General features: G+C 45.7%; 23 protein-coding genes and 1 pseudogene. 18 read left to right on the forward strand and 6 right to left on the reverse strand.

Translation table 11 applies throughout. From position 1 onward, the window contains the following. The first annotated feature begins 142 nt into the window (after nucleotides 1-142). Complete coding sequence (locus ABS362_RS03375) at nucleotides 143-1,468, forward strand: GDSL-type esterase/lipase family protein (protein ID WP_350410879.1); 1,326 nt, start codon at nucleotides 143-145, stop codon at nucleotides 1,466-1,468. A 1-nt stretch (nucleotide 1,469) separates the two neighbouring features. Here ABS362_RS03375 and ABS362_RS03380 read toward each other — a convergent pair whose 3' ends face one another. Beyond that, nucleotides 1,470-2,090, reverse strand: coding sequence for a phosphoribosyltransferase (locus ABS362_RS03380; protein ID WP_350410880.1), 621 nt, complete (start codon nucleotides 2,088-2,090; stop codon nucleotides 1,470-1,472). A 103-nt stretch (nucleotides 2,091-2,193) separates the two neighbouring features. Then, on the reverse strand, nucleotides 2,194-2,838 hold the full coding sequence (locus tag ABS362_RS03385) for a dienelactone hydrolase family protein (protein WP_350410881.1): 645 nt from the start codon (nucleotides 2,836-2,838) through the stop codon (nucleotides 2,194-2,196). 131 nt (nucleotides 2,839-2,969) lie between these two features. Between ABS362_RS03385 and ABS362_RS03390 the strand changes: the two genes are divergently transcribed. From ABS362_RS03390 to ABS362_RS03425, 8 genes are all read left to right on the forward strand, one after another. Continuing rightward, nucleotides 2,970-3,644, forward strand: a complete 675-nt coding sequence (locus ABS362_RS03390) for a hypothetical protein (RefSeq protein ID WP_350410882.1) — start codon at nucleotides 2,970-2,972, stop codon at nucleotides 3,642-3,644. Between the two features lie 275 nt (nucleotides 3,645-3,919). Beyond that, nucleotides 3,920-4,606 (forward strand): deoxyribonuclease V, encoded by a 687-nt coding sequence (gene nfi / locus ABS362_RS03395; RefSeq protein WP_350410883.1) that lies wholly within the window; start codon nucleotides 3,920-3,922, stop codon nucleotides 4,604-4,606. Nucleotides 4,607-5,002: 396 nt separating this feature from the next. Next, complete coding sequence (locus tag ABS362_RS03400) at nucleotides 5,003-5,602, forward strand: YceI family protein (protein WP_350410884.1); 600 nt, start codon at nucleotides 5,003-5,005, stop codon at nucleotides 5,600-5,602. A gap of 21 nt (nucleotides 5,603-5,623) precedes the next feature. Then, nucleotides 5,624-6,988 carry a hypothetical protein gene (locus ABS362_RS03405; RefSeq protein ID WP_350410885.1) on the forward strand — a complete coding sequence of 455 codons (1,365 nt, stop codon included), beginning with the start codon at nucleotides 5,624-5,626 and terminating at the stop codon, nucleotides 6,986-6,988. 12 nt (nucleotides 6,989-7,000) lie between these two features. After that, the gene (locus tag ABS362_RS03410) at nucleotides 7,001-7,555 is read left to right on the forward strand and encodes a hypothetical protein (RefSeq protein ID WP_350410886.1); all 555 of its coding nucleotides are present in this window, start codon (nucleotides 7,001-7,003) and stop codon (nucleotides 7,553-7,555) included. A gap of 224 nt (nucleotides 7,556-7,779) precedes the next feature. Then, nucleotides 7,780-10,398 carry an ATP-dependent chaperone ClpB gene (clpB, locus tag ABS362_RS03415; protein ID WP_350410887.1) on the forward strand — a complete coding sequence of 873 codons (2,619 nt, stop codon included), beginning with the start codon at nucleotides 7,780-7,782 and terminating at the stop codon, nucleotides 10,396-10,398. Nucleotides 10,399-10,598: 200 nt separating this feature from the next. Beyond that, a complete protein-coding gene (locus tag ABS362_RS03420; RefSeq protein ID WP_350410888.1) occupies nucleotides 10,599-11,153 on the forward strand; it encodes a hypothetical protein in 555 nt (184 codons plus the stop codon). A 104-nt stretch (nucleotides 11,154-11,257) separates the two neighbouring features. Further along, the gene (locus ABS362_RS03425) at nucleotides 11,258-11,875 is read left to right on the forward strand and encodes a DUF4142 domain-containing protein (RefSeq protein WP_350410889.1); all 618 of its coding nucleotides are present in this window, start codon (nucleotides 11,258-11,260) and stop codon (nucleotides 11,873-11,875) included. 58 nt (nucleotides 11,876-11,933) lie between these two features. Here the strand turns inward: ABS362_RS03425 and ABS362_RS03430 are convergent, their stop codons facing one another. After that, nucleotides 11,934-12,671, reverse strand: a complete 738-nt coding sequence (locus tag ABS362_RS03430) for a YoaK family protein (protein ID WP_350410890.1) — start codon at nucleotides 12,669-12,671, stop codon at nucleotides 11,934-11,936. A gap of 161 nt (nucleotides 12,672-12,832) precedes the next feature. On the opposite strand from ABS362_RS03430, the gene ABS362_RS03435 reads away from it, so the two are divergent. Together ABS362_RS03435 and ABS362_RS03440 are read left to right on the forward strand one after the other, a co-directional pair. Continuing rightward, the gene (locus tag ABS362_RS03435) at nucleotides 12,833-13,426 is read left to right on the forward strand and encodes a HupE/UreJ family protein (protein ID WP_350410891.1); all 594 of its coding nucleotides are present in this window, start codon (nucleotides 12,833-12,835) and stop codon (nucleotides 13,424-13,426) included. A 50-nt stretch (nucleotides 13,427-13,476) separates the two neighbouring features. Further along, nucleotides 13,477-15,816: a M1 family metallopeptidase gene (locus tag ABS362_RS03440; protein ID WP_350410892.1), complete on the forward strand. Its 2,340-nt coding sequence runs from the start codon at nucleotides 13,477-13,479 to the stop codon at nucleotides 15,814-15,816. Between the two features lie 875 nt (nucleotides 15,817-16,691). Here ABS362_RS03440 and ABS362_RS03445 read toward each other — a convergent pair. Both ABS362_RS03445 and ABS362_RS03450 read right to left on the reverse strand, forming a co-directional pair. After that, entirely contained in the window at nucleotides 16,692-18,041 is a 1,350-nt protein-coding gene (locus tag ABS362_RS03445; RefSeq protein WP_350410893.1) for an NAD(P)/FAD-dependent oxidoreductase, read from the reverse strand. A gap of 234 nt (nucleotides 18,042-18,275) precedes the next feature. Next, a complete protein-coding gene (locus tag ABS362_RS03450; RefSeq protein WP_350410894.1) occupies nucleotides 18,276-18,944 on the reverse strand; it encodes a carboxypeptidase-like regulatory domain-containing protein in 669 nt (222 codons plus the stop codon). Between the two features lie 73 nt (nucleotides 18,945-19,017). Here ABS362_RS03450 and ABS362_RS03455 point away from each other — a divergent pair, with 73 nt between their 5' ends. Beyond that, on the forward strand, nucleotides 19,018-19,404 hold the full coding sequence (locus ABS362_RS03455) for an ArsR/SmtB family transcription factor (protein WP_350410895.1): 387 nt from the start codon (nucleotides 19,018-19,020) through the stop codon (nucleotides 19,402-19,404). Nucleotides 19,405-19,542: 138 nt separating this feature from the next. Further along, nucleotides 19,543-20,244 carry a YjjG family noncanonical pyrimidine nucleotidase gene (locus ABS362_RS03460; protein WP_350410896.1) on the forward strand — a complete coding sequence of 234 codons (702 nt, stop codon included), beginning with the start codon at nucleotides 19,543-19,545 and terminating at the stop codon, nucleotides 20,242-20,244. A gap of 58 nt (nucleotides 20,245-20,302) precedes the next feature. Here the strand turns inward: ABS362_RS03460 and ABS362_RS03465 are convergent, their stop codons facing one another. Continuing rightward, on the reverse strand, nucleotides 20,303-20,716 hold the full coding sequence (locus tag ABS362_RS03465) for a hypothetical protein (protein WP_350410897.1): 414 nt from the start codon (nucleotides 20,714-20,716) through the stop codon (nucleotides 20,303-20,305). Between the two features lie 805 nt (nucleotides 20,717-21,521). Here ABS362_RS03465 and pruA point away from each other — a divergent pair. The 5 genes and pseudogenes from pruA to ABS362_RS03490 all read left to right on the forward strand — a co-directional run. Continuing rightward, a complete protein-coding gene (pruA, locus tag ABS362_RS03470) occupies nucleotides 21,522-23,156 on the forward strand; it encodes an L-glutamate gamma-semialdehyde dehydrogenase (RefSeq protein ID WP_350410898.1) in 1,635 nt (544 codons plus the stop codon). 203 nt (nucleotides 23,157-23,359) lie between these two features. Continuing rightward, a complete protein-coding gene (locus ABS362_RS03475; protein WP_350410899.1) occupies nucleotides 23,360-23,740 on the forward strand; it encodes an NADH-quinone oxidoreductase subunit A in 381 nt (126 codons plus the stop codon). 80 nt (nucleotides 23,741-23,820) lie between these two features. Then, a complete protein-coding gene (locus tag ABS362_RS03480; RefSeq protein WP_162347633.1) occupies nucleotides 23,821-24,375 on the forward strand; it encodes an NADH-quinone oxidoreductase subunit B in 555 nt (184 codons plus the stop codon). A gap of 5 nt (nucleotides 24,376-24,380) precedes the next feature. Next, entirely contained in the window at nucleotides 24,381-24,887 is a 507-nt protein-coding gene (locus tag ABS362_RS03485; RefSeq protein ID WP_350410900.1) for an NADH-quinone oxidoreductase subunit C, read from the forward strand. 51 nt (nucleotides 24,888-24,938) lie between these two features. After that, nucleotides 24,939-25,377: pseudogene (locus tag ABS362_RS03490) on the forward strand (NADH-quinone oxidoreductase subunit D); the annotation flags it as partial.

The raw sequence follows: 25,377 nt of genomic DNA on the forward strand, positions 1-25,377 counted from the left end.
TTTTTGCCACAGGCCTTTCACTGAAACCAACTATAAATCAGGGAGCTACGAAATAAAACTATAACAAATCGGGCTAAAGTACGTGTTAGTAGAGGTTGTTTACTTTATGCATCAAGTAACGTCATTTTAAATACTACCTGTAGTGAGGCTATTCACAAAAATCATCCTGTTTTGTATTGTAGTATTGCTGCCAGCTATAGTTTGGGCGCAACCAAAGCGCATTATGTGCCTGGGCAACTCTATAACCCAAGGTAATAATGACTTTGCCAGTTACAGGTTCGAACTATGGAAAATGCTGGTTGAAGCAGGCGCTGACTTCGAGTTTGTAGGTTCTCATAACACTAATTTTGGTGGCCAGTCCCCTGCTTATGGCACTGTACTACAGGGACAGACATTTACAAACTATAACGAAGGACATTGGGGCTGGAGCGCTGACCAGATCTTAAATGGTAACAATGGCCAACCCAACGCAGGAAAATTAAATGACTGGCTCACCAACTATAACCCTGACTTTGTATTGATGCATGTCGGAACGAACGATATGTTCCGGAATGAGCCTATAAATGAAACATTAGATGAACTCCGGGAAGTGGTTGCTCAAATCAGAGATAAAAACCCAAACGTAACTATACTGCTGGCTAAACTTATTCCGGCTGATCCAGGTAAAGCAGGTCCCGCAGCAGCAAACAACATCATACTTTTTAATGAAGAGATTCCGGAACTGGTGCAGGAACTAAACTCCGCAGCTTCGCCGGTTATGCTGGTCGACCAGTTTGCAGGTTTTAATGCTACCGAAGGATCCGACACCTGGGATGGCATTCACCCGAATAATAGTGGTGAAGTGAAAATGGCCCAGCGTTGGTTTGATGCTATTTACCCTTTGTTGGTGCAACCACTGCCTGTTACCTTACTGAGTTTTAATGCCACCCTGACTACTAACGGTAAAGTGAAGCTAACCTGGAAAACAGCCAGCGAGCAGAATAATTCCTATTTTGAAGTAGAGCGCTCCACCGATTCATTACACTTCATCTCTATTGGCCGGGTAAACGGACGCGGAACGACACAGACAAAATCTACCTATAGTTTACTGGATAAAATGCCACCGCCCGGCGACATATACTATAGATTAAAACAGGTTGATGCAGACGGGAAAAGTGAGCTATCTAAGTTGATACACCTCTATAACGGCACTGCAGAAGATGTACTGTATGTTTACCCAACTATAACGCAAAACGAAGACATCACTGTTTTAACGCAGCACTTAAAACCCAATACGCCCCTGGAGTTCACTATATATACAGCTAACGGAAGCGTGGCAAGCACTATGCAAACAAAGACAGATGCTGAAGGCAACTATAGAAACATCCTGAACCCGGAGATCTTAGACGGTCATGGACTATACTTTATAAAACTGGTAGCAGACGGAAAAGTAATGCAGGGCAAATTTATAGTTTCTCCGGCTTATTAGATCATTTCTGATATTGCAGCAACTCGATCACTTCTTCATCTGAAGTCTGACCAAACTCTTCGTAAAACTGCCCCACTGCCTGGAAAAACGGGGGTACCAGCAAACAGATCACTTCGTCTGCTTCCTGGCTGAAACGCTGTATGGCAGCTTGCGGCGCAACCGGAACGGCAACTATAATTTTAGCCGGTTCCTGTTTTTTAACCTCATCTATAGTTGCCATCAGGGTTTTACCGGTTGCAATGCCATCATCAACTATAATTACCAGTTTATCTTTTAGCGGAACAGGCTTTCTGTCGCCCATAAATAGTTTGTATTTTTTGAGAAGACTCTCCCGAACACGTGCAGCTTCTGCAATAACGTATTCCTGAGGCACTTCTATAGTTGGGTCTAACGTTATTGAGTCGAGGCTTACAGAACCGATGGCGTACTCCGGGTTGGCAGGATGACCGATCTTTTTGATAAGCATTACTTCCAGGGGCATGTGTAACCGTTTGGCAATAGGTGCTGCTACAGGCACTCCTCCCCTTGGTATGGCCAGCACCACACCATCCTGGCCTTTGTACTGCTCCAGACGGTCGGCAAGCAGTTCTGCCGCCTCTTCCCTGTTCCTGATCATCTCCATGCTCCTGAGTAATTATGACTTATGAATTTCGAATTATGAATGAACATGGCAGCGCAGGTTTTCAATTCGGTTGTTCCAGTTTATGGTAGTTAACACGTTTAGGTTACAGGTATTTCTTAAACCAGTCTGTGGCTAATTGGGCTACTTTTTCTAAGGTCCCGGGTTCTTCGAACAGGTGCGTGGCGCCGGGCACAATCTCCAAATTTTTTTCGCACTGCAACCGGTCATAGGCCTGCTGGTTCATCCCTATAACGGGCTCGTCATCGCCGCCAACTATAAGTAAGGTAGGTGCTTCTACTTCGGGAAGTATTTCATCCGCCAGGTCTGGTCTTCCGCCCCGGCTTACAACTGCTTTCACAACATCGGGCCCAAGTGCTGCGGCTGCCCGTAACGCTGACGCCGCTCCAGTACTTGCTCCAAAGAAACCGACAGAAAGCTCGTTTATCAGCAGGTTTTCCTGGATCCAATAGCCGGTATCTACCAGTCGTTGTGTAATAAGAGGTATATCAAAGCGTTTTGCCTGGTCCTGGTCTTCTTCAGGCGTAAGCAGATCGAAAAGCAATGTAGCCAGGCCTGCCTGCTGTAGCTGCTCAGCCACAAAACGGTTGCGCTTACTCAGGCGACTGCTCCCGCTCCCATGCGAGAACACCACCAGCCCGGTAGCACCATCCGGAACTATAAGATCCCCTGTCAGCGCTACCTGATGTATATTAAGCTGCACCGTGTCATTAAAAATATAGTTTTCCATAGTTTTATAGTTTAAGTCAGGCAGGCACAACGCAAAAGGCCCACCTAGTTTGTACGCCCTGCAGGTGCCAGGGTTAGCATGCTCACGACTGAAATTCAACACCTTACGTATTCCTGAAAAACAAAACACATATGCAAAAACTACTTTGGCTGGGAGTGACACTATTGTTGGCAGGCAGTTGCACTTCAGAAGACAGCAAAACTGAAAATAAAACTATAGCCGAGGGCACAGATTCGCTGGAAGCAGTGCAGGAAGAACCACAGCGCCAGGATACGAAATCAACTATAGACACTATAGCTTTTGAGATAGCTTTTGAACAATTCTTCACAGCGCTGCAGACTTCAGATACAGCAACTATAAACCAGTTTATCGACCCCGAACATGGCCTTTGGATAATTGAACAGCCCGGCGCTTTGCCTAAAATGACGCGTGTAAAAGACATCTCCACCTTTAAACGGGAATACCAGGACCGCTCCTTTCTCACGATTCGGGAGGAAGTTAAAACCTGTGATTTGAAGGCTGAAACCTGGCCAACCTTTGATTGCGCTGACATGGATTACGACAAGAAGACTTCCGGCTATAGTAAGGACGGTTGTTTTGTGGCCAGCCCCGGCAAGTTTCAGAAAAGCGGATACTGGGATTATGCCAGCCTCTCAGAGAGTGAGATCCAAACTATAAAAGCAACGTTACCTTTTCTCCGGAAGTCTGTTCTGCACACCGCCACCTCCTTCGAGTTTCATTTCGGTTACATAGATAACCACTGGCGATTACTCTTCACCAAACTCATTTACCCTTGCAGCGCCTAGAAAGTTAAAGAGTTTGGGAGTTAGAGAGTTATTTTGAGTTAGAAAGTTAAAAAGTTGGGAAGTTAGAAGGTTAAAAGGCTAAAGAATTTAGGCGTTAATGAGTTTAATAGTTGAAGAATTGAAAACTGGTCCTTTAGGTAGCTTTTTGCCTTGATCCTCGTAATAGCAACAAACCATTTAACCTTATAATCAACTTTCTAACTTTTTAACCTTCTAACTTTCCAACTCAAAACAACTCTCTAACTCCTAAACTCATTAACTCCTAAACTAAAAGTATGTCTTACTACCGACGCTTCGATTATCCTGCTCCTGACCCGGCTATACTTGCCCGGCTTACTGAGCAGCAGCGTGAGATGCAGGAGCGAATCATACTTCAGAAGCCTGACTTTGACCTGAAACTAATTGCCGGTTGCGACTCCTCTTTTATAGGAGAAGACACGATACTCTCAGCGTTTGTGCTTTTAACATATCCTGCGTTGGAGTTGATTGAAAAAGTGTACCATGTAGGGACGGTAGAATTGCCGTATATTCCGGGTTTTCTGGCCTTTCGGGAGGCCCCTAACCTATTGAAAGCCTACGAAAAGCTGCAGCAAAAGCCCGACCTGATCATGGTGGACGGACACGGCATTTCGCACCCGCGCCGCCTGGGTATTGCCACCCATGTAGGCATACATTTAAACAAACCAACTATGGGCGTAGCCAAAAAAGTGCTGGTAGGCAAATATAAAGAGCCTGCTGTTACCAAAGGAGCCATATCGCCACTGGTTTATAAGGATGAGTTAATTGCGAATGTGCTGCGTACCAAGGATAATGTAAAACCTGTTTTCGTGTCTCCCGGCCATTTAATGGACCTTGAAACTGCTACAACTATAGCCATGGCCTGCGCTGTAAAACACAAACTACCAGAACCCACCAGGTTAGCCGACCATTATGCTGCTGTTTTTAAAAGCGAAGTAAAGTAATTACCAACCCCTCCATTTTCACTTCCCGGTTTTTATAGTTCCGGGTGGCACTTTCTATAGTTCCCTACAGGAGCTCCATCGTTCCCATCACTCAAAAAAGGACACCCTAGTGCTCTAAAAGCATTTCTTAACTTCTCTCTTTTTTCCGTCAAACTATAGTTCCTCCATTTCTATTCCTGCCTGAGTTTCTATAGCACCAAAACCCTCGGGCCATTACCAAAGTGTTGCAAAAACATCATTCAGAAGCCTTTATCTGGCACTAACCCCTTTTGGTCATTTTTAAAGCTAATTAAGGTCATTTTTTTAACTGCCGAGCGTCATACTTTCCTTGTGCAGGCTGCTATAGCTTTGTATCAATGAAAAACAGAAACAGCAACCATTTTAATGCCTCATATCATGAAAAATTTTAACCTAATAAAAACACTAAGCGTGTTTGTCCTGATCTTAGGATTAAGCTTTGGCAACACGCTGCTTGCCCAGGATCTTTATAAACTGGCAGGCAAGCCGGAACTTAAAGTAAAGGGAACCTCTACCCTGCACGACTGGGAAATGGCATCAGCACAAGCCCAGGGCAAAGCAGAAATAATAATGGATGGCAATACGCTTAAAGGCGTTAAGTCTGCTACTGTAATCATGAAGTCTGCTTCTATAAAAAGCGGTACAGATAAAATGGATGCGCTGGCTTACGAGTCGCTTAAAACAAGCAAGTTCCCTGAGATCACATTTGTCCTGACCTCTTTCCGTGTACTGGATAATAACCGCGCACAGGCTATCGGTAACATGACCATAGCAGGCACTACAAAACCTGTAACTTTTAACGTGCAGACAAGCACTAAATCCGACCTGGTAAACATGACAGGTGAGGCTAACATCAAATTCACAGATTTTAACATAAAACCCCCAACTGCACTACTTGGCACTGTAAAAACCGGAAATGAGCTAAAGTTAAGCTTCAAGGTAAGCTTCCAGCCCACAACGACTTTATCAAAAAACTAGAGAACTATAAAATTAAGTATCATGAAAAAGATTACACTTTCACTGGGCCTGCTGCTTGGCTTAAGCATGAGCGCTTTCGCACAGATCACATTGTCTGATCTGCCATATGCCCGACCTTACGACAAAAGAGGACTTAACATTTTCGAGACCTCAAAAAAAGACACTATAGCTTATGATGGAATCAAAGTAAGACTTGGTGGTAGCTTTGCACAGCAGTTCCAGGGCCTGAAGCACACTAACAGCGCAACAGCTGTTATGCAGCAGCAGGGCGGCAACGAAGTAAACCTGAACGAGCTGATGCCAATTGAGAACGGTTTTAACCTGGCAACTGCCAACCTTAACCTGGACGTAGCACTTGCTGATGGTATCCGACTGAACCTGGTTACTTACCTGTCATCAAGACACCACTCTGAAACCTGGGTTAAAGGTGGATTTATTCAGGTAGACAAAGCTGAATTCCTGAACAGCCCGATAGTGGATAAACTGATGGAGAACATGACTGTGAAAGTAGGTCACATGGAAATTAACTATGGTGATGCTCACTTCCGCAGAACAGATAACGCACACGCATTACAAAACCCATTTGTTGGCAACTACATCATGGATGCCTTCACTACTGAGATCGGTGCCGAACTTATCTACCAATACAAAGGCTTCCTGGTTGTAGGTTCTGTTACAGGCGGTGAGATACAAGGTGGTATCACTAACCCGGACAAACGTAAGCCTTCTTACATTGGTAAACTGGGCTACGACAGCCAGATCAACGACGACCTGAGATTAAGATTAACAGGTTCTATTTACACCACTGCCGGATCAGTTAGAAACACACTGTATGGTGGCGACCGTGCCGGCTCACGTTACTACATGGTAATGGACCCAGCCAGAATTGCTAACGGAACAGCTGTATCTGCTTCAACTCACTTCACTTCTGGTCACATTAACCCAGGTTTGACAAACAGCATCACAGCCATGGTTCTTAACCCATTCATCAAATTCCACGGCCTGGAGCTGTTCGGTAACTTTGAGCAGGCAAAAGGTAAAGGCCGTATGGGTGCAAAAGACGAGCCAAGCGACCGTACCTGGAACCAGATCGGAACTGATGTAGTGTACAGAATAGGTGCTAACGAGAACCTTTACGTAGCTGGTCGTTACAACAAAGTAACCGGTACACTTGCTCCTACTCAGGCTGGTCCAACTGCTCCAGTTGTAGCCGGAGACGACATAACAATGGATAGAGTACAGGTAGGTGCCGGTTGGTTCGTAACTAAAAATATCCTTACCAAAGTGGAGTATGTGAAGCAGAACTACGAAGGCTTTGCTCCGAAAGACATCCGCCACGGTGGCGAGTTTAATGGATTCATGATTGAAGGTGCGATTTCATTCTAATCTTTAAAAACCATGTTACTTGCTCGTATCTTTCTGCTTGCTACCTCTATGCTGAGTGCAATGGTACTGCCTAAAAACGAAGAGTTTGTAGTGATCACCGGTAACAGGATTACCGTAGCTGCAGGTACTTCACTAGGCAATATTAACTGCGCTTACACCAGCAACCAGAAAGATACACTTGTACTGAACAGGCAGATCGCCCAGCGGGACAGACTGAAGATGACTATACCCGTTAAATCTTTCAACTGCGGCAATATTCTCCTGAACAAAGATTTTGAGAAAACGCTGAACGCCAGTCAGCATCCATACACAAAAATTGAGGTCGTTTGCCTGAGAAGGGACGGCAAAAATTACAAAGGCAACTTAAATCTGATTATAGCGGGAAAAACGATCCCGCTCCAGAATGTGAGCTTTACTACTTGCACCATCAACGGCGTAAGCAACCTGAAAAGTAACATCTGCCTAAATTTTTCGGAAATAGGCTTAACACCCCCTAAAAAAATGGGCGGTTTGTTTAAAGTAGAAGATGAGCTACAGGTTATGGTGGAATTGCAAATAGCAGCGTAAGTTAAATATTTAGTTTTAGATTGAAAGGCAGCCTGCAAGGTTGCCTTTCTCTATTTATGCGCTATCCTGTATTACTCCACTCGTATGCCATTATGTCCTTAAATTTAAAATATATCAATTTTAAGCCTGTCATAATTACATATAAATCACCATAAAACACCATTGGTTTACCCTTTGCTGAGTACACCGTAGAACTATAAACTATAGAAGACAGGCAAAGCGATATGAACTTTAATAACTATACCATCAAAGCCCAGGAAGCCATACAAAAGGCAACCGAAATAGCTGGCGGCTTTCAGCAGCAGGCTATCGAGACCGGGCATATTTTAAAAGCGATACTGGAGACAGACGAGAACGTAACCAACTTCCTGCTCCAGAAACTGAACATTAACGGAAACATACTGCACACCAAGCTCGACGAGATCGTGGCTGGTTACCCGAAAGTGAGTGGCGGCAGTCCGTACCTGGCAAACGATGCGAATGCAGCCCTGCAGAAAGCAACTTCTTACCTGAAAGAATTTGGCGATGAGTATGTAGCCATAGAGCACATGCTGCTGGGGCTTTTAGCTGGCCGTGACCGTGTGGCTGGTTTAATGAAGGATGTTGGCTTTAATGAGAAAGACCTTAAAAAAGCGATAAAAGAACTACGTGGTGGGGCTAAAGTTACTGACCAGAACGCCGAAGCTAAGTATAACTCGCTGAAGCGTTATGCCCGCGACCTGAACGAAATGGCCCGCAACGGTAAAATAGACCCGGTAATCGGTCGTGATGAAGAGATTCGTCGTGTGTTGCAGATCCTGAGCCGTCGTACCAAAAACAACCCGGTGTTATTAGGTGAACCCGGTGTAGGTAAAACAGCTATAGTTGAAGGTCTGGCACAGCGTATTGTAAGCGGCGACGTGCCGGAAAACCTGAAGAACAAAACCCTGATGAGCCTTGACATGGGCTTATTGGTGGCAGGTGCCAAGTATAAAGGTGAGTTCGAGGAGCGACTGAAAGCGGTTATTAAGGAAGTGGTAGATGCGGAAGGCGACATCGTACTTTTTATTGATGAGATCCATACGCTGATCGGTGCAGGTGCAGGTGGCGAAAGTGCCATGGATGCAGCCAACTTACTGAAGCCGGCTCTGGCGCGTGGCGAATTACATGCCATCGGGGCGACTACCCTGAAAGAATATCAGAAGTATATCGAGAAAGACAAAGCGCTGGAGCGACGTTTCCAGGCAGTGATGGTGGATGAGCCGAGTGTGCCGGATGCCATTTCTATACTTCGCGGTATTAAGGATAAGTATGAAGTGCACCACGGTGTTCGCATTAAAGACGATGCCATCATTGCAGCTGTAGAATTATCGAGCCGCTACATTACAGACCGCTTTTTACCGGATAAGGCCATTGACCTGATGGACGAAGCGGCCGCGAAACTGCGCATCGAGATCGACTCGTTGCCGGTTGAACTGGATGAGATTCAACGGCGCATTATGCAGCTGGAGATCGAGCGAGAAGCCATCCGCCGCGAGAACGATAAAGACAAGGAAACTATACTTTCGAAAGAGATCGCCGAGCTATCAACGAAGCGCGATGATTTGAAAGCCAAGTGGCAGAACGAAAAGCAGATCATTGAAGGCATCCAGAAAGAGAAAGAGAACATTGAGAACTATAAACTGGAAGCGGAGCAGGCAGAGCGCAGTGGCGATTATGGCCGCGTAGCGGAGCTGCGATACGGTAAAATTCAGGAAGCGGAAGAGCAACTGAAAAAACTGCAGGAGCAGGTGCACCAGATGCAGGGCGAAAACCCGATGCTGAAAGAGGAAGTAACTTCTGAGGATATTGCAGAGATCGTAGCCAAATGGACAGGTATACCAGTGAGCAAAATGCTGCAGAGCGACCGCGAAAAGCTATTGCACTTAGAACAGGAACTAGGCAAACGTGTGGCTGGCCAGGAAGAAGCTATTGCAGCCATTTCGGATGCGGTTCGTCGAAGCCGTGCCGGTATGCAAGACCCGAAACGCCCGATCGGTTCATTTATATTCCTGGGTACGACCGGTGTAGGTAAAACCGAGCTTGCCAAAGCGCTGGCCGATTACCTGTTTAACGACGAGAACGCGATGGTGCGTATCGATATGAGTGAGTACCAGGAACGCCACGCCGTGAGCCGCATGATCGGAGCGCCTCCGGGCTATGTAGGTTACGATGAAGGTGGCCAGTTAACAGAAGCCGTGCGCAGAAAACCATATTCGGTAGTGTTGCTCGACGAGATCGAAAAAGCGCATCCGGATGTGTTCAACATCCTGTTGCAGGTACTCGACGATGGTAGATTGACTGACAGTAAAGGACGCGTTGTGAACTTCAAGAATACGATCATCATCATGACCTCTAACATCGGTTCGCACATCATCCAGTCTAATTTTGAGACGATGGATGAGTTTAACAAAGATGAAGTTATTGAGCGAACAAAGGATGAAGTGTTTGAACTGCTGAAGAAGTCAGTGCGACCAGAGTTCCTGAACCGCATTGACGAGCTGGTGATGTTCAGACCTCTGAGCCGTGGCGATATCCGCAAAATCGTTACCATACAGTTCGGACATATACAGGACCGCCTGGACGAAGCAGGAATTAGACTGGTAGCTACAGACGAGGTGCTGGATTACCTGGGTGAGCAGGGTTACGATCCGCAGTTCGGTGCCCGACCTTTGAAGCGTGTACTACAGCGCCAGGTATTGAACGAACTGTCGAAAGAGATACTGGCCGGAACTATAAGCAAGGACTCTGTAGTAGAAGCGGTGCTCGAAAATGGCAAGATCCAGTTCAATAACATTGACGTTGAAATACCGACAGACAGATAGATTTTATAGTTTAAAGTTAAGCTGAAATAAAAGCGCTGCTCCTACTGGGGTGGCGCTTTTTGTTTATCCAAAATATAGTTCTGCTATATAATCTTTGCCATGTATATTACGTACAAACACATACTTTCCTGCTCTCATTCCTGCTATCTCAAAAACCCTGGAAACAAACTATAACCGTTTCATTCATAGGGCTATCACTCATGAAGAACTTACTCATCCTGCTTCTGCTGCTAAGCACTGTGCTTGGTGCAAATGCACAAGACCTGCCAGCTACCAAAGCCGGTTACTATAGTTGGATATATTTAAAAAACAGCAGTCGCGCAATGAAAGGAGTGATTGTGGAGGCTAATGATTCTTCTGTTCAGTTTATAGACAAATCGTTCCTGACTAGGGGCAAAGTAATGGCTTCATACAAATTACAGGTCATTCCCGTTTCAACTATACAAACTATAAAATACAGGAAAAGAAACAGCCCGGGAAAAGGTGCTTTATTGGGTGCTGTAGGTGGCGCTTTAGCAGGGGCAATACTTGGGTATGCAAGCGGAGATGACAGGTGTGAGCCCGGAACATGGTGTATATTTGTATACTCGGCGGAAGAAAAAGCTACTATGGGTGCTGTACTTGGCATATTACCGGGCCTGGGCATCGGCACCATACTCGGAAGCCGCAGAGAGACCATTCATATTAACGGAGATCAGAGCACATACAATTTATCCCGCGATGAGCTGAAGAAATACTCTTTGACAGGCAATTAACCGTCATTCTGCAGTCTTCAGAAATTGCCGATATAACCCTCGATTTAACCCAGCTCATTCCAAACCGTATAATTAGCTGAATTTTAACAACTTACTCTAAAACTATGAAAAAACTATTGTTCTTATTTACTGCTGGAGCCATGCTTGCAGGTACAGCCTGTACGAGCTCCGATACAACAACGGACACAACCACAGATACTACTACTGAAACAACCGAAGTTACTACCGGAGATGATATGGCTGCTGGTGGTGTAACTACAGAAACGACTGGCGCAGCTGTAACTATGACGAACATGGATGACCCCACATTCATATCAACAGTGGCAAGCAGCAACGCTATGGAACTGCAGCTAAGCAACATGGCGCTACAAAAAGCCACTGATGCCAAAGTAAAAGAATTTGCTCAAATGATCGTAGATCATCATACAAAAGCCAGTCAGGATCTGCAGGCTGTTGCATCGCAGGCAGGAGTAACAACATCAGACGTTATTATGCCAATGCACCAGGAAATGATAGACGAACTGACAAACTATACCGGCACAGGCTACGACGAAAAATATATGGACCTGATGGAAACAGCGCATAAAAACGATATTGCCATGTTTGAAGCCAAAAGTATGAATGCAACTAACCCGGCTGTAAAAGATTTTGCGCTTAAGTTGATCCCAACCCTGCGCTCACATTACGAGATGGCCACCAACATTGAAGACACAGTAGACTAACCACGAATTAAACTAAACTGAAAACGCCGGCGGTATAAAACTACCGGCGTTTTCAGTTTTAAACAGGCATCGCCCGGTGGCGAATATACCGGATTAGCTTTTTAAGATGCACCCGCGAAATATCATAGAACATGGCAACTATAAGCAGCGCTGCCGGAATAAGGAAAGTGTAATGATGTAGTGCCGCATAACTATAGCCACCTGCCACAGCACCTGCCAGAAAGAAAAGTATAATAACCAGCCTGAGTACGATTCGCTGCTGCAAACCGGGCTTTTGTAAATTTGCAGGCAAGGTGGCCGCTGCCAGGTCAATGCCGAGGTCTGTAAAAATACCTGTGAGGTGCGTCGTACGAACAACTGACCCCGATATCATCGAAACCATGGCATTTTGCAGCCCCATAGCAAAAAGCAGGCTGCCGGCAAAAACCTCCCGCATGCTTGTGCTGCCATCGTATTTATAACCGTAAACGCCATTCAGGAGCAGGATCACGATCTCGATAAGGATTGGTATGGTATAGGCAAATACCTGGTTGCGGCCAACCCGCCCAACTATAAAACTGGAGGTAAAGGCGCCCAGCAGAAACAGGAACATCCAGAGGCCAATAATTCTTACAGCTCTCAGGTCGCCTTGTGCCAGGCTGTCGGCAAAGTAGGCTACGTGGCCTGTAACATTGGTTGTGAGCACTGCAAACGCAAGCAGACCAGCAATATTTACAAACCCGGCGGTGAGGCAAAGTATAGCAGCCAGCCGCATGTTGTGCCTGAAGTTTCTGCGATTTCCGAGGTGCCGTAACATTGGTAAAAGGTAATAATTTTCAGATGATCCTGCGCTTTAATTCAGATAATTTATGCTAACGCTTTATTCTGTAAGGCCTTCATAGTGTCAGCTATTGCATTCAAAAGTTTAAACATGTAATTTACCGCTTAGCTTAAACTATAACCTTTACTATATTCACCTTGTCGTCTGTATTTTACACCTACATGGAGCTGGGCTTCCATCATATTTTTAACCTGAAAGCCTATGACCATATGTTGTTCCTGTTTGCTTTGTGCGCCATTTACACCCTCAGCGACTGGCGAAAAGTACTTGCACTGGTTACCAGCTTTACCATCGGCCACTCTATTACGCTGGCACTTTCCATGTTCAACATCATTAAGTTTGATACTGGCCTTATCGAGTTTCTTATTCCTGTAACTATACTTTTTACCTGCTTTACCAACTTTTTTAAGCTGAAAGGCGCCGCCAGCAAGCAGCATACTATATTCTCGCTGCACAACCTGATGGCTGTTTTCTTTGGATTGGTACACGGCATGGGCTTCTCGAATTACCTGAAATCTTTATTGGGAAGAAACAGCGACACATGGCTACAGTTACTGGCATTTAATGTTGGTATTGAGCTGGGGCAGTTACTAATCGTGTTCCTGCTCCTGATCGCCGCTTTCCTGGTTCTGAACCTGTTCAACGCCAAACGCCGCGACTGGATCCTGGTACTTTCAAGTGCAGCTGCGGGTATCTCCCTGATTCTGATGATGGAAACCAATATTTTTTAATACGCTTACCTTACAACCAACTATACTAACCTAAATTCACCATTAACTAAATGAAAAACCTACTCACAGGTTTAGTCTTTTTCGGATTAGCAACTGTACCATTTGTAACTATGGCTCAGAGCAACACCGATCAGTCTAAATTTAAGCAGCTGCAGCAGGAGCTTCCAACGCCAAACACCTACCGCTCTGCATCGGGCGCTCCGGGCCACCAGTATTGGCAGCAACGCGCAGACTATAACATTAAAGTTGAGCTGAACGACGAGAACCAGTCTATCAACGGCTCCGAAACTATAACCTACACCAACAACTCGCCCGACGTACTTACTTACCTGTGGCTGCAGCTGGACCAGAATATTTTCGAGCCTAACTCCATGGCTAACGCCACACGCACCGGCAACCTGAACGATCGTGTTCCGATACAGGCGGTGGAGTACATGACGCGTGAGAAGTTTGATGGTGGCTTTAAGATCAGAACAGTAAAAGACCGTAACGGCAAAGCGCTGAAATATACCATCAACAACACCATGATGCGTATTGACCTGCCTTCTGATCTGAAACCAAAGCAAAGCTTTACCTTTAGCATCGACTGGAACCATAACATCAACGACCAGATAGCTTTAGGTGGCCGCTCAGGTTATGAGTTCTTCCCCGAAGATGGTAACTACCTGTACGAGATGGCACAGTGGTTTCCGCGCATGGCTGTTTATGACGACGTAAATGGCTGGCAGCATAAGCAGTTTCTGGGCAGCGGCGAATTTGCATTGCCTTTCGGAGACTATAAAGTTAGTATTACCGTTCCTGCCGATCATATTGTAGCATCTACCGGTGAGTTACAGAACGCTAACCAGGTACTTACTTCAACACAGCAGAAACGCTGGGCACAGGCCGCCAAAGCCGATAAGCCGGTGTTGGTTGTAACGCAGGAAGAAGCCACACAAGCCGAAAAAAGCAAAGCAAAAGGCAAAAAGACATGGGTTTACTCCGCTAAAAATGTGCGCGACTTTGCATGGGCCAGCTCCCGTAAATTTATATGGGATGCTATGAACGTGAATGTAGCCGGCAAAAATGTACTGGCCATGTCGTATTACCCGAAAGAAGGAAACCCGCTTTGGGGCAGATATTCTACTGAGTCGGTAGCACATACCCTGGAAGTTTATTCTAAGCATACTATAGATTACCCTTACCCGGTGGCAATTTCGGTGCACGGCCCGGTTGGTGGCATGGAGTACCCGATGCTGTCGTTCAACGGTTACCGCCCTGAACCGGATGGCACGTATTCAGACCGCACCAAGTATGGTTTGATCACGGTTATTATTCACGAAGTAGGCCATAACTTCTTCCCGATGATCATTAACTCGGATGAGCGCCAGTGGACCTGGATGGATGAAGGTCTGAACACTTTTATGCAGTACCTGGCAGAGCAGGAATGGGAACGCAACTACCCATCACGTCGCGGCGAACCGGCTGATATAGTAGAGTACATGAAGAGTGCTAAAAACACACAGGTGCCGATCATGACCAACTCTGAATCTGTATTGCAATTCGGTAACAACGCTTACGGCAAGCCTGCAACGGCACTAAACATCCTTCGCGAAACGGTAATGGGCCGCGAGCTGTTTGATTATGCCTTTAAAGAATACTCGAAGCGCTGGGCGTTTAAACACCCGATGCCGGCAGACTTTTTCCGGACTATGGAAGATGCTTCAGGCGTAGACCTTGACTGGTTCTGGAGAGGATGGTTTTATACTACCGACCATACTGATATCTCTATTGAAGGTGTGAAATGGTATACGATCGATTCGCAGAACCCCGAGTTTGTAAGTGCTCAGAAACGTGCCGAGCAGAACAAAGCGCCACAAACTTTATCTCAGCAGCGCAACCTACAGGATATCAAGAAAACCCGTGTAGAGTTACGCCCTGAATTGAATGACTTCTATAACAGCTACGATGAACTGGCTGTAACAGCAGCAGACAAGCAGCGCCACCAGAGTTTCCTTAGCGGTTTAACCCCGAAACAGAAAGAAATGCTTGATTCTGGTCTTAACTTCTACGAGGTTGGATTTAAAAACCTGGGTGGATTGGTTATGCCGCTGATCGTGAAGATGACTTACGAGGATGGTACTGATGAAATAGTAAATGTGCCTGCAGAAGTGTGGCGCTATAATAACGAGGAGATCACGAAAGTATTTGTAACGGAAAAGCCTGTAGCAAAATTCGAGCTTGACCCGCTGCTACAAACTGCTGACACCGATCTGTCTAACAACTATTTCCCGCGTAAACTGGCACCTAGCCGCTTCGAAATCTTCCAGCAGCAGCAACGTAACCAGCCAAACCCTATGCAACGCCAGAACGCGACGCAAAACAACAACAGTAACAACTCAGGTCGCTAAGATCTATAGTTTCATAATTTTTCAAAAGCCTTCGGATAATATCTGAAGGCTTTTGTTTTTTTGCGCATGCTATAGTTTAAGGTTCAGTTTTATAGTTGATAATGCTGGCGCGAGTCTCCAGATTCGTGACTTGGGATGGTGTTGAGTCTCCTGACTCAACTGGCCCGCAAGGGACATAATATGGCAAAGGCTTTAGCTACAAGTTCTATAGTTTCCGTAGTTCAACCACCCCTAACCCCTCAGAGCTCCGCTCGCTACCTTCGAAATCACTTCTCGGTAGTCTAAGGCGGGAAGCTTTTTTCTGTTTTTGCTATAGTTCGGTTTATAGTTTTATAGTTGGGGAATTAACACCCCTGTAGTCCCCTCAAGGGGACACTTCTACCACTGCTAATTTTTAAACTATAGTTTTATAGATACCTTCCACGAGCGGACAGGTCACGACCTGTCCCTACAGACTATGACCACGATAAATGTCGGAGTTTACCGGTTCAAACTATAGATAGGCGCTTGCTATGCGAAACTTCTCAGTCTTTGGGTTGAGCGCCTTGTAGATTTCCGGTGCCGTCAGGCATTTCGAGGTACGAGAAAAGGAAATGTACACAGCGCGATGCCCGAAGACGGGGCCTCCCGGCCGTGAGGGCACCAAAGCTAAAGATGAAACTATAGGTGAGTAAAGCTCCCAGGATGAAAAGTGATTTGAAAGGATGGCTTGATTCGAAAAGTAAGAAAGTAAACTATAGTTACCAGACGCTAGCAGGAGCTGTGCACACTGCTAGGTCTTGAAATCCTGATAATCCTTTAATTCTGTAAATCCTGACTCAGACAAACAATTGCATTAAACAAAACGGGCAGCACTTTTTGGTGCTGCCCGTTTCCTATTCTTCTGCATTATATCTATCAAAAAACCGTTGCTTGATCTTATCTCCTTTCCGGACGTAGGGGCGAATAATGAGGCGGGTACCGTTTTCGTAGGTAAAGAACCTGTACACCCAGTTACTTAACACCACAAGCTTATTTCGGAAGCCTACCAGCGCCATAACGTGCACAAACAACCAGACAACCCAGGCAAAAAAGCCTCCGAAGTGCAGGTTACCCGGCAGATCAGCTACAGCACGGTTACGACCAATTATAGCAAGCGAGCCTTTGTCTGTGTACTCGAATGGTTCTAACTGCTCTTTGTTCTGTAAGCGTTGCAGGTTTTTGGCCAATAGCTGTCCTTGTTGTATAGCAGGCTGTGCTACACCCGGATGTCCTTTCGGCCATTTATCGGTTTTCATAAAAGCAATATCACCTATCGCAAAAAGGTCATCAAAGCCCAATACCTGGTTAAACTCATTTACCAATATACGGCCTCGCTCTACTGTTTCAGGGGGCAAGCCATCTATCAGCGCTCCTGATACACCAGCTGCCCAGATAAGCGTGTTGGTGCCAATGCGCTCGCCATTCTTAAGAACAGCCTTATCGCCATCATAAGACTCTACCAGGGTGTTAAGGATGATATTTACGCCCAGTTCTTTCAGGTACTTATAAGTCTTTTCGCTTGCTTCCGGCGACATGGGTGGCAACAAACGATCCAGGCCTTCTACCAGGTAAATGTTCATTTTACTGATATCCATGCCCGGGTAATCGTAAGGCAGCACGTGCTTTTTCATTTCAGCCAGTGCACCAGCCAACTCTACTCCTGTTGGTCCACCACCCACAATCACAAAGTTCATCAGGCTTTGGCGTAGTTCAGGGTCGCTGGTCATGTTGGCCTGCTCGAAACACTGCAGCATTTGGCTACGCAGGTTCAGGGCATCCGGAATTTTTTTAAGTGGGAAAGAGAACTTCTTGATCTGGTCGTTTCCGAAGTAATTGGTTTTAGTACCGGTAGCAATAACCAGGTAATCGTAGGCCAGGTCGCCGATGAGCGTAGAAACAACTTTGGCTACAGGGTCTATGTTGGTTACACGCACCAGCCTGAAGAAGAAATCATCGTAGTCGTCGGCACTGAAAAGTTTGCGGAGGGGCTCTGCAATAGCATCGGGCTCCAGACCTGCAGTAGCTACCTGGTAAAGCAGTGGCCAGAAACCATGGTAGTTCTGCTTGTCAAACATCACGACCTGGAAGTTTTTCCGGCGCAGTTTTTTAGCAAGGTTTATTCCTCCAAATCCACCGCCGATGATCACAACGCGCGGTTTTTGGGTGTCGGGTATATTTAGTGTCAGGGTTGATACAGGAAGCATATGTCGTTTATTTAGCTTTGGCAGCAGCAAAATCATTCTTTGCTGCATGGTAATGCATTAGCAGCATCCTTATGAGCTACATTGCCAACTAACGAAACGGACAGTGGTAAGTTACTTTAGCTACCTACAGGGCAACTATAGCAACTATAAAATGGGAAGCAAAATAGCTACAGCAGTAAACAATGAACTACTACAGGATCTGCCTGTTTGAAAACTATATCTAACTATAAAAGCCTACTTCTTATTAAACTCGCCTTTTCTCAGCATATCAATAAGCTTAAGCACTGCAAAAGGGCTTATAGTTGGTATTAAATATCGGTTCTGGGCCTGGATCTGCTGATGTTGGTTAAAGACCTTGGAGTTGGAATTCCCATCCATCGGCACAGTCGTAAACAGCTCCCTGAGTCGTTCGGGGTCTACGTTACGGTTGGCAGCCGTCCGGCCTTCATCCGGAAGCTTTAAGGCTAAAACTGCTTCTTTAAAGTCGCGCTCTGTAGCCCATGGTATTACTTGTATCTCTGCCAGCTCAATTGCCTCTTCCTGCATCTGCATGATAATAGAGTAACTGTTGGATGGATAAGTTTTTGGAATGACCAGTGTCTCCTTTTTATAGCCAAGCGCACTGAATACAACGGTATCGCCGGTTAAAACGGGCAGTGAGAAGAAACCATAGCGATTAGTTTGTACGCCCCGGCCTGTTTTAGGCACATATACACTTACATTGCTTACACCGTACAGGCTATCGCCTATAGTTACAAACCCTGACAGCTGCACTACACGCTGCCCGCCCTGCGCCTTTGCCTGTTCGGGCGTGGCTGCAAATGCAAGCAAAATAAGAATAGTTGCTGCTATTACTTTGTACAACTTCACGTGGCTATCTAAAGCTTTTAAATACGACTTCATGTAGTACAATTATAGGGTATATTATTTTATTATAGCAGCTTTTGCCTATTTTTGTTTGCCTTGGTAGATAAATATGCGATTAAAACATTTCAGTCTTGCTTTCGGGGAACAGGTATTTAAAGCGCTCGCCGATGAGTCGCGGGTTCGTATCCTGAGCCTGATCCTGCGCAATAAAGAAATGTGCATCTCTGACCTGGAGCAGGTGCTTGATTTTACGCAAACCAAAACATCGCGCCACCTTGCTTATCTGCGTAGTGCAGGCCTTGTTGCCCCTCGCAAACTGGACCAATGGGTTTATTATTCGCTGAAAGATGAAGCCGCTGACCTGATAAACCAGATCTTCGGCTACCTGGAGCGCGACACAATTCTACAGAAAGACCAGGAAACGTACCAGATACTATATTCGAACCGCGAACTTGCCGTTAACAAATTACACAGCCGCCGCTGGACAAACTCTTAACCCATCAACTATAACTATACGCCTAACACATTATTGTATAAACCGCCAGGCCTGCAAACTGTTCAACTATAAATCGGTACAATTTCTGAACAATGGCAGCCGCAGTCCGTTTTACTTTAACTTCCCTGAATAATTAATATGAAAACATATACGCACATACTTTTTGACCTCGACCATACCCTTTGGGATTTTGAAAAGAACTCCGAAGAAACCCTTTATACTTTATTTGATACGTATGAATTAGGGGCCTTTGGCAAGTTCGACAGCACCTCGTTTTACAAGAAATACAAATTCGTGAATACCTTGCTTTGGGACCAGTACAACAAAGGCAAGATAAACCAACAAGAGCTGCGCGAGCAGCGCTTTGTGAAGACATTGACCGGCCTTGGCTTAGAAGCACATCAGGTTCCGAAGGGTTTGTCTGAAGCTTATACCGACCTCTGCCCAACCAAAACGGCTGTTTTTCCTTATACCCACGAAGTGCTGGCTTACCTGCAACCAAAGTATGGTTTGCACATCATCACCAATGGTTTTAAGGAAGTTCAGGCTATTAAAATGTCGTCGTCTAACCTGCATGGTTATTTTAAGGAGATCGTAACTTCGGAATGCTGCGGCTATAAAAAACCCGACAAGCGTATGTTTGAGCATGCATTGGAGCGCATCAACGTAAAACCGGAAGAATGCCTGATGATAGGTGATAACCTGGAATGTGATATTGACGGCGCCCGTGAGGCCGGTATTGACCAGGTATTTTTTAACCCTGAAAAAAGCAGAGCCAAACTTCGCCCGAGACCAACCTACGAGATACATTGCCTGAGCCAGCTACAGGAGATACTATAAAACAAAAAGCCCGACTACCATAAGCAGTCGGGCTTTCTTTTCAACTATAAATCTATAGTTAGTCCTTGATATCCTTTTTAGTCTCAAGGGCTCGAAGCTCGCCTTGTAACAGTTTTATTTTGGCTTTGTCGTCGTTACCTAACTCACTTGATACAACTTTGCGGCGTGCATCCAGCTTTTTCATAATAGCCTGCACTTTGTTCCATTCCGCATCAGTAAATGAGTCCTGACGGTCACGTACACTTTGCAGGAGCATGATATAGGCCTCGCGAAGGTCAGTGGCCGCAATCTTATTTATTTCAGCATAAGGTCCGAGCAGGTCTTTCTCTAACTGTGGAACGCCTTGGTTACCCTGTTGTGTCAGTTCAGTATTTTGTGCTATAAAGCTATAGTTAGCTGCTTCGGCAGCAAAAGAGAAACTCAGTGCACCGGCCAGCAATAAACCTAAGTATTTTTTATTCGATCTTTTCATAGTATTCACATCTTAACTCTTACAATTTGTAACAGCAAGAGCCTTATACGTATATCAGTGCAATTATAGTTACGATCCTGGTATAGTTAGAGACACAATATAGCTTATAAAGCTAATTAATAATGCTTTATAGTTGATTTATAGTTTAGTTGATAATAGAAAATGGTGCAATAACAGGTAGAGTTTGAAGATATAGTTTTGATGGTTTATAGTTTTATCGTTATCATTTTAACCCACCCCTACCCCTCCCGAGAGGGGAATTTCTGCTATTGCTTTAGTTTACTTTGTCGTTCAATAGTTACAGACCATGAGCGGACAGGTCGCGACCTGTCCCTACGGAACTACAGCCACGATAAATATCGAAGCTTACCGGTTCTAACTATAGATAGGTGGTTGCTATGAGAAATTTCTCAGTCTTTGGGTTGAGCGCCTTGTGAATATCTGGTGGCGAAGCCATTGCGACGAAGGAGCAAAAGAGATTCGCACAGCGCGATGCCCGAAGACGGGGCCTCCCGGCCATGAGGGCACCAAAGCTGGATTGAAACTATAGATAACTAGAGCTCTCAGGGTTGAAAGTGATTTGAAAGGATAGCTTGGTTCGGGAAGGACAGACTACAACTATAAGCTGTGATAGATTTCTCGCTCAGGCTCGAAATGACAAAAGAGTAACTATAGAACACATAAGATTTCTCGACTAAGTTCGAATTGACATAAGCTTATCTTATTTACAGAAATAGCCTTACCTTTGCACCGAGGTTAATTAACCCACCTAAAAGTATATTTTAAATCCTTAACTATAAACCACATGGCAACCGGATTTTTTAAAGTACCAACTCCCATAAACGAGCCAGTAAAATCATATGCACCGGGCTCACCGGAGCGTGAAGAGCTACTGCGTACTTATAAAGCAATGAAGTCGGAAGAGATCGATGTGCCTATGTACATTGGCGGCGACAAAGTATTTACCGACTCTAAAAAGCCACTCGTTCAGCCACATGATCACAAGCATATCCTGGGTCATTTCAGCGAAGGAGACGCCACACACGTGGAACAGGCAATTAATGCAGCACTTGCTGCGCGTGATAACTGGGCTGCTATGGGCTGGGAACACCGTGCTTCTATCTTCTTAAAGGCTGCTGAACTGCTTGCCGGACCATGGAGAGCAAGACTGAATGCGGCCACTATGCTGGGCCAGTCGAAGAACGCGTTCCAGGCCGAGATCGACTCTGCCTGCGAACTGATCGACTTCCTGCGCTTTAATGTGCAGTTCATGACAGAAATTTACCAGATGCAGCCGGAGTCTTCTCCGGGAATCTGGAACCGCATGGAGCACCGCCCACTCGAGGGTTTTGTGTTTGCACTTACGCCTTTCAACTTTACAGCTATAGCCGGTAACCTGCCGTCTTCAGTGGCCATGATGGGTAACGTAGTGGTTTGGAAGCCTGCCAACACACAGATCTATGCAGCCCACGTGATCATGGAGCTTTTCCGTGAAGCCGGTCTGCCTGATGGTGTTATTAACTTAGTTTATGTTGATGGTCCTACGGCTGGTGAAGTTATCTTTAACCACGCTGATTTTGCAGGTATCCACTTTACAGGCAGCACAGGCGTGTTCCAGAACATCTGGAAAACCATAGGAACAAACATCCATAAGTATAAAACTTACCCGCGTATAGTTGGCGAGACGGGTGGTAAAGACTTTATTCTTGCCCACCGCTCTGCCGATGCAAAAGCACTGGCTACCGGTATAGTTCGTGGCGCATTCGAGTATCAGGGCCAAAAATGCTCTGCTGCTTCTCGTGCCTACATCCCAAGCAACCTGTGGGACGAAGTAAAAGGCTACATCATCGAAGACCTGAAAACTATTAAAATGGGTACTCCGGAAGATTTCGGAAACTTCATTAACGCCGTTATCGACGAGAAGTCTTTTGATAAGATCGCCAAGTACATCGACAATGCGAAAAACAGCAACGAAGTTGAAGTAATTGCCGGTGGTGGTTACGACAAGTCGAAAGGTTACTTTATAGAGCCAACTGTATTGCTGGCGCACAACCCGCAGTATGTAACTATGTGCGAAGAGATCTTCGGGCCGGTTATCACGATCTATGTGTACGACGAGAACAACTTCGAAGAAACACTGGAACTGGTTAACTCAACTTCTATCTACGCGCTTACGGGTGCCATCTTCGGCCAGGACCGTTATGCTGTAGAGCTTGCTACAAAGAAATTAGACCAGGCTGCCGGTAACTTCTACATCAACGATAAGCCGACAGGCGCTGTAGTTGGTCAGCAGCCATTTGGTGGTGCGCGTGCTTCGGGTACTAACGACAAGGCCGGCTCTATGCTGAACCTGCTCCGTTGGGTATCTGCACGCTCTATCAAAGAAACATTTGTAACGCCGGTAGATTACCGTTACCCATTCCTGGGCGAGAACAAGTAACAAACTTATAGTTCAAGCAAAGGGCCGCACTTTTAGGAGTGTGGCCCTTTGTTTTGTTATATCTTAATTCAGATAAATCACACTGCCACAAAAGCTGAGATAAATCATGCTTTTTACGCCAATTTCAAGGCAACTTATACTTTTGATTGTTGGCTATTTATCCCTAATTTTGCTCCCAAATTTCAAGAAAGAATTACAACTTTATGGAAACTACTGTAAATCAGTACTTACCGTCTGACTACCTGCCAATTTTAATACAATTTGCAGCTGCCCTGGGTTTTGTGATTTTCGCATTAGTGACGACGCACCTACTAGGGCCGAAACGTAGTAGTGCTGTAAAAGATGCTGCCTGGGAAAGTGGTATTGAATCGGTGGGTGATGCTCGTACGCCTATCTCCTATAAATACTTCATGACAGCCATCCTGTTTGTACTATTTGATGTAGAGATCATCTTTATGTACCCTTGGGCTGTAAACTTCAAGGAGTTTGGCATGGAAGGCTTCCTGCAGATGCTTCTGTTCCTTGGCCTGCTGATGTCAGGCTTCTTCTACGTGCTCAAAAAGGGCATCCTGAAGTGGGAGTAATATTAAACTTTTACAAGTAAGTTATTGTTAGAACTTGGGCTTTTAAAGGGCCTGTTTTGTACAATAAAAATAACTCTGAAATGAGCGATTCTAATAAAGATATAACATTAGCGGAAGCCCCTGAAGGTGTTTCGGGAGCAGGCTTCTTTGCCACTTCGTTTGAGAAAGTAATTGGACTGGCCCGTGCTAACTCACTTTGGCCTTTGCCTTTTGCTACATCGTGCTGCGGTATCGAGTTTATGGCTACCATGGGCTCGCATTACGATATTTCACGCTTCGGTTCGGAGCGTCCAAGCTTCTCGCCACGCCAGGCAGACATCCTGCTGGTAATGGGAACGATTGCTAAGAAAATGGGCCCTGTTGTAAAGCAGGTATACGAGCAAATGTCGGAGCCGCGATGGGTAGTAGCAGTTGGTGCCTGTGCATGTTCTGGTGGTATTTTCGATACATACTCTGTGTTACAGGGTATCGACCGTGTAGTGCCTGTGGATGTGTACGTACCTGGTTGCCCACCACGCCCTGAGCAGATACTGGATGGCCTGATGCGTGTGCAGGACCTGGCTAAGAACGAATCACTTCGCCGCCGCAATTCACCGGAATATCAGGCTCTTTTGGAATCTTATAATATTAAATAAGCATCATGGAGCTTACGAACGAAAACGTACTCGGTAAGATCATCGAACAGTTTGGAGAAGAGAACATCACGGATGCAATGAATCCGGATGGCATTATGACGTTCCAGACGAACCGCCAGACCATACATGAGCTGATAAAATATCTGCGCGACGACAAGGAGCTGCAGATCAGTTTCCTGACAACAATGTGCGGCATTCACTTTCCTGATCAGAAAGACAAGGAGCTTTGCATGATGTATCAGTTGCACAGCCTGCGTCATAATTACCGTCTTCGCATTAAAGTATACTTCCCGATCTCGGACCCGGTAATGCCAACCCTAACAGACCTTTACGCTACTGCCAACTGGATGGAGCGCGAAGCTTATGACTTCTACGGTATTGTATTCGCTGGTCACCCGAACCTTATCCGCATCCTGAATGTGGAAGACATGGAGTACCATCCGATGCTGAAGCAGTACCCACTGGAAGACCAGACAAGAGAAGATAAAGTAAACACGTTTTTCGGACGTTAAGCCAGTACTGCCGCCCTTTTATACCTGGCGGCTATACTTTAGAAGCATATTATGGCTACTGAAACTAAAACAGTTGAACTTGATGGATTAGACCAGTTCCGCGAGAACCTGGATCTGAAACTACAAGATAAACATAACGAGAACTTAACCACGCTTAACCTGGGGCCAACGCACCCGGCTACGCATGGTATTTTCCAGAACATCCTGCAGATGGATGGTGAGAAGATCGTGGACGCAGTGCCAACGATCGGCTATATTCACCGTGCATTTGAGAAGATCGCGGAGCGCCGTCCGTTCTACCAGATCACGCCGCTTACTGACCGCATGAACTACTGCTCATCTCCTATCAATAACATGGGATATCACATGACGGTAGAAAAGCTGTTAGGCATCGAGATACCAAAGCGTGCGCAGTACATCCGTGTGATCATGATGGAGCTGGCCCGTATTTCGGATCACCTGATCTGTAACTCTATCCTGGGTGTGGACT

The sequence above is a fragment of the Pontibacter populi genome (genome assembly GCF_040278685.1).
Lineage (GTDB): Bacteria > Bacteroidota > Bacteroidia > Cytophagales > Hymenobacteraceae > Pontibacter > Pontibacter populi.

What these genes read in the sequence shown, in the direction of transcription:
- ABS362_RS03475 (WP_350410899.1), top strand. Translation starts at nt 23,360, where the DNA reads ATGGAAACTACTGTAAATCAGTACTTACCGTCTGACTACCTGCCAATT.
- ABS362_RS03425 (WP_350410889.1), top strand. Translation starts at nt 11,258, where the DNA reads ATGAAAAAACTATTGTTCTTATTTACTGCTGGAGCCATGCTTGCAGGT.
- ABS362_RS03430 (WP_350410890.1), bottom strand. Translation starts at nt 12,671, where the DNA reads ATGTTACGGCACCTCGGAAATCGCAGAAACTTCAGGCACAACATGCGG.
- ABS362_RS03380 (WP_350410880.1), bottom strand. Translation starts at nt 2,090, where the DNA reads ATGGAGATGATCAGGAACAGGGAAGAGGCGGCAGAACTGCTTGCCGAC.
- ABS362_RS03390 (WP_350410882.1), top strand. Translation starts at nt 2,970, where the DNA reads ATGCAAAAACTACTTTGGCTGGGAGTGACACTATTGTTGGCAGGCAGT.
- ABS362_RS03485 (WP_350410900.1), top strand. Translation starts at nt 24,381, where the DNA reads ATGGAGCTTACGAACGAAAACGTACTCGGTAAGATCATCGAACAGTTT.
- ABS362_RS03440 (WP_350410892.1), top strand. Translation starts at nt 13,477, where the DNA reads ATGAAAAACCTACTCACAGGTTTAGTCTTTTTCGGATTAGCAACTGTA.
- ABS362_RS03465 (WP_350410897.1), bottom strand. Translation starts at nt 20,716, where the DNA reads ATGAAAAGATCGAATAAAAAATACTTAGGTTTATTGCTGGCCGGTGCA.
- ABS362_RS03385 (WP_350410881.1), bottom strand. Translation starts at nt 2,838, where the DNA reads ATGGAAAACTATATTTTTAATGACACGGTGCAGCTTAATATACATCAG.
- ABS362_RS03480 (WP_162347633.1), top strand. Translation starts at nt 23,821, where the DNA reads ATGAGCGATTCTAATAAAGATATAACATTAGCGGAAGCCCCTGAAGGT.
- ABS362_RS03455 (WP_350410895.1), top strand. Translation starts at nt 19,018, where the DNA reads ATGCGATTAAAACATTTCAGTCTTGCTTTCGGGGAACAGGTATTTAAA.
- ABS362_RS03420 (WP_350410888.1), top strand. Translation starts at nt 10,599, where the DNA reads ATGAAGAACTTACTCATCCTGCTTCTGCTGCTAAGCACTGTGCTTGGT.
- ABS362_RS03400 (WP_350410884.1), top strand. Translation starts at nt 5,003, where the DNA reads ATGAAAAATTTTAACCTAATAAAAACACTAAGCGTGTTTGTCCTGATC.
- pruA (WP_350410898.1), top strand. Translation starts at nt 21,522, where the DNA reads ATGGCAACCGGATTTTTTAAAGTACCAACTCCCATAAACGAGCCAGTA.
- ABS362_RS03445 (WP_350410893.1), bottom strand. Translation starts at nt 18,041, where the DNA reads ATGCTTCCTGTATCAACCCTGACACTAAATATACCCGACACCCAAAAA.
- nfi (WP_350410883.1), top strand. Translation starts at nt 3,920, where the DNA reads ATGTCTTACTACCGACGCTTCGATTATCCTGCTCCTGACCCGGCTATA.
- ABS362_RS03410 (WP_350410886.1), top strand. Translation starts at nt 7,001, where the DNA reads ATGTTACTTGCTCGTATCTTTCTGCTTGCTACCTCTATGCTGAGTGCA.
- clpB (WP_350410887.1), top strand. Translation starts at nt 7,780, where the DNA reads ATGAACTTTAATAACTATACCATCAAAGCCCAGGAAGCCATACAAAAG.
- ABS362_RS03450 (WP_350410894.1), bottom strand. Translation starts at nt 18,944, where the DNA reads ATGAAGTCGTATTTAAAAGCTTTAGATAGCCACGTGAAGTTGTACAAA.
- ABS362_RS03460 (WP_350410896.1), top strand. Translation starts at nt 19,543, where the DNA reads ATGAAAACATATACGCACATACTTTTTGACCTCGACCATACCCTTTGG.
- ABS362_RS03405 (WP_350410885.1), top strand. Translation starts at nt 5,624, where the DNA reads ATGAAAAAGATTACACTTTCACTGGGCCTGCTGCTTGGCTTAAGCATG.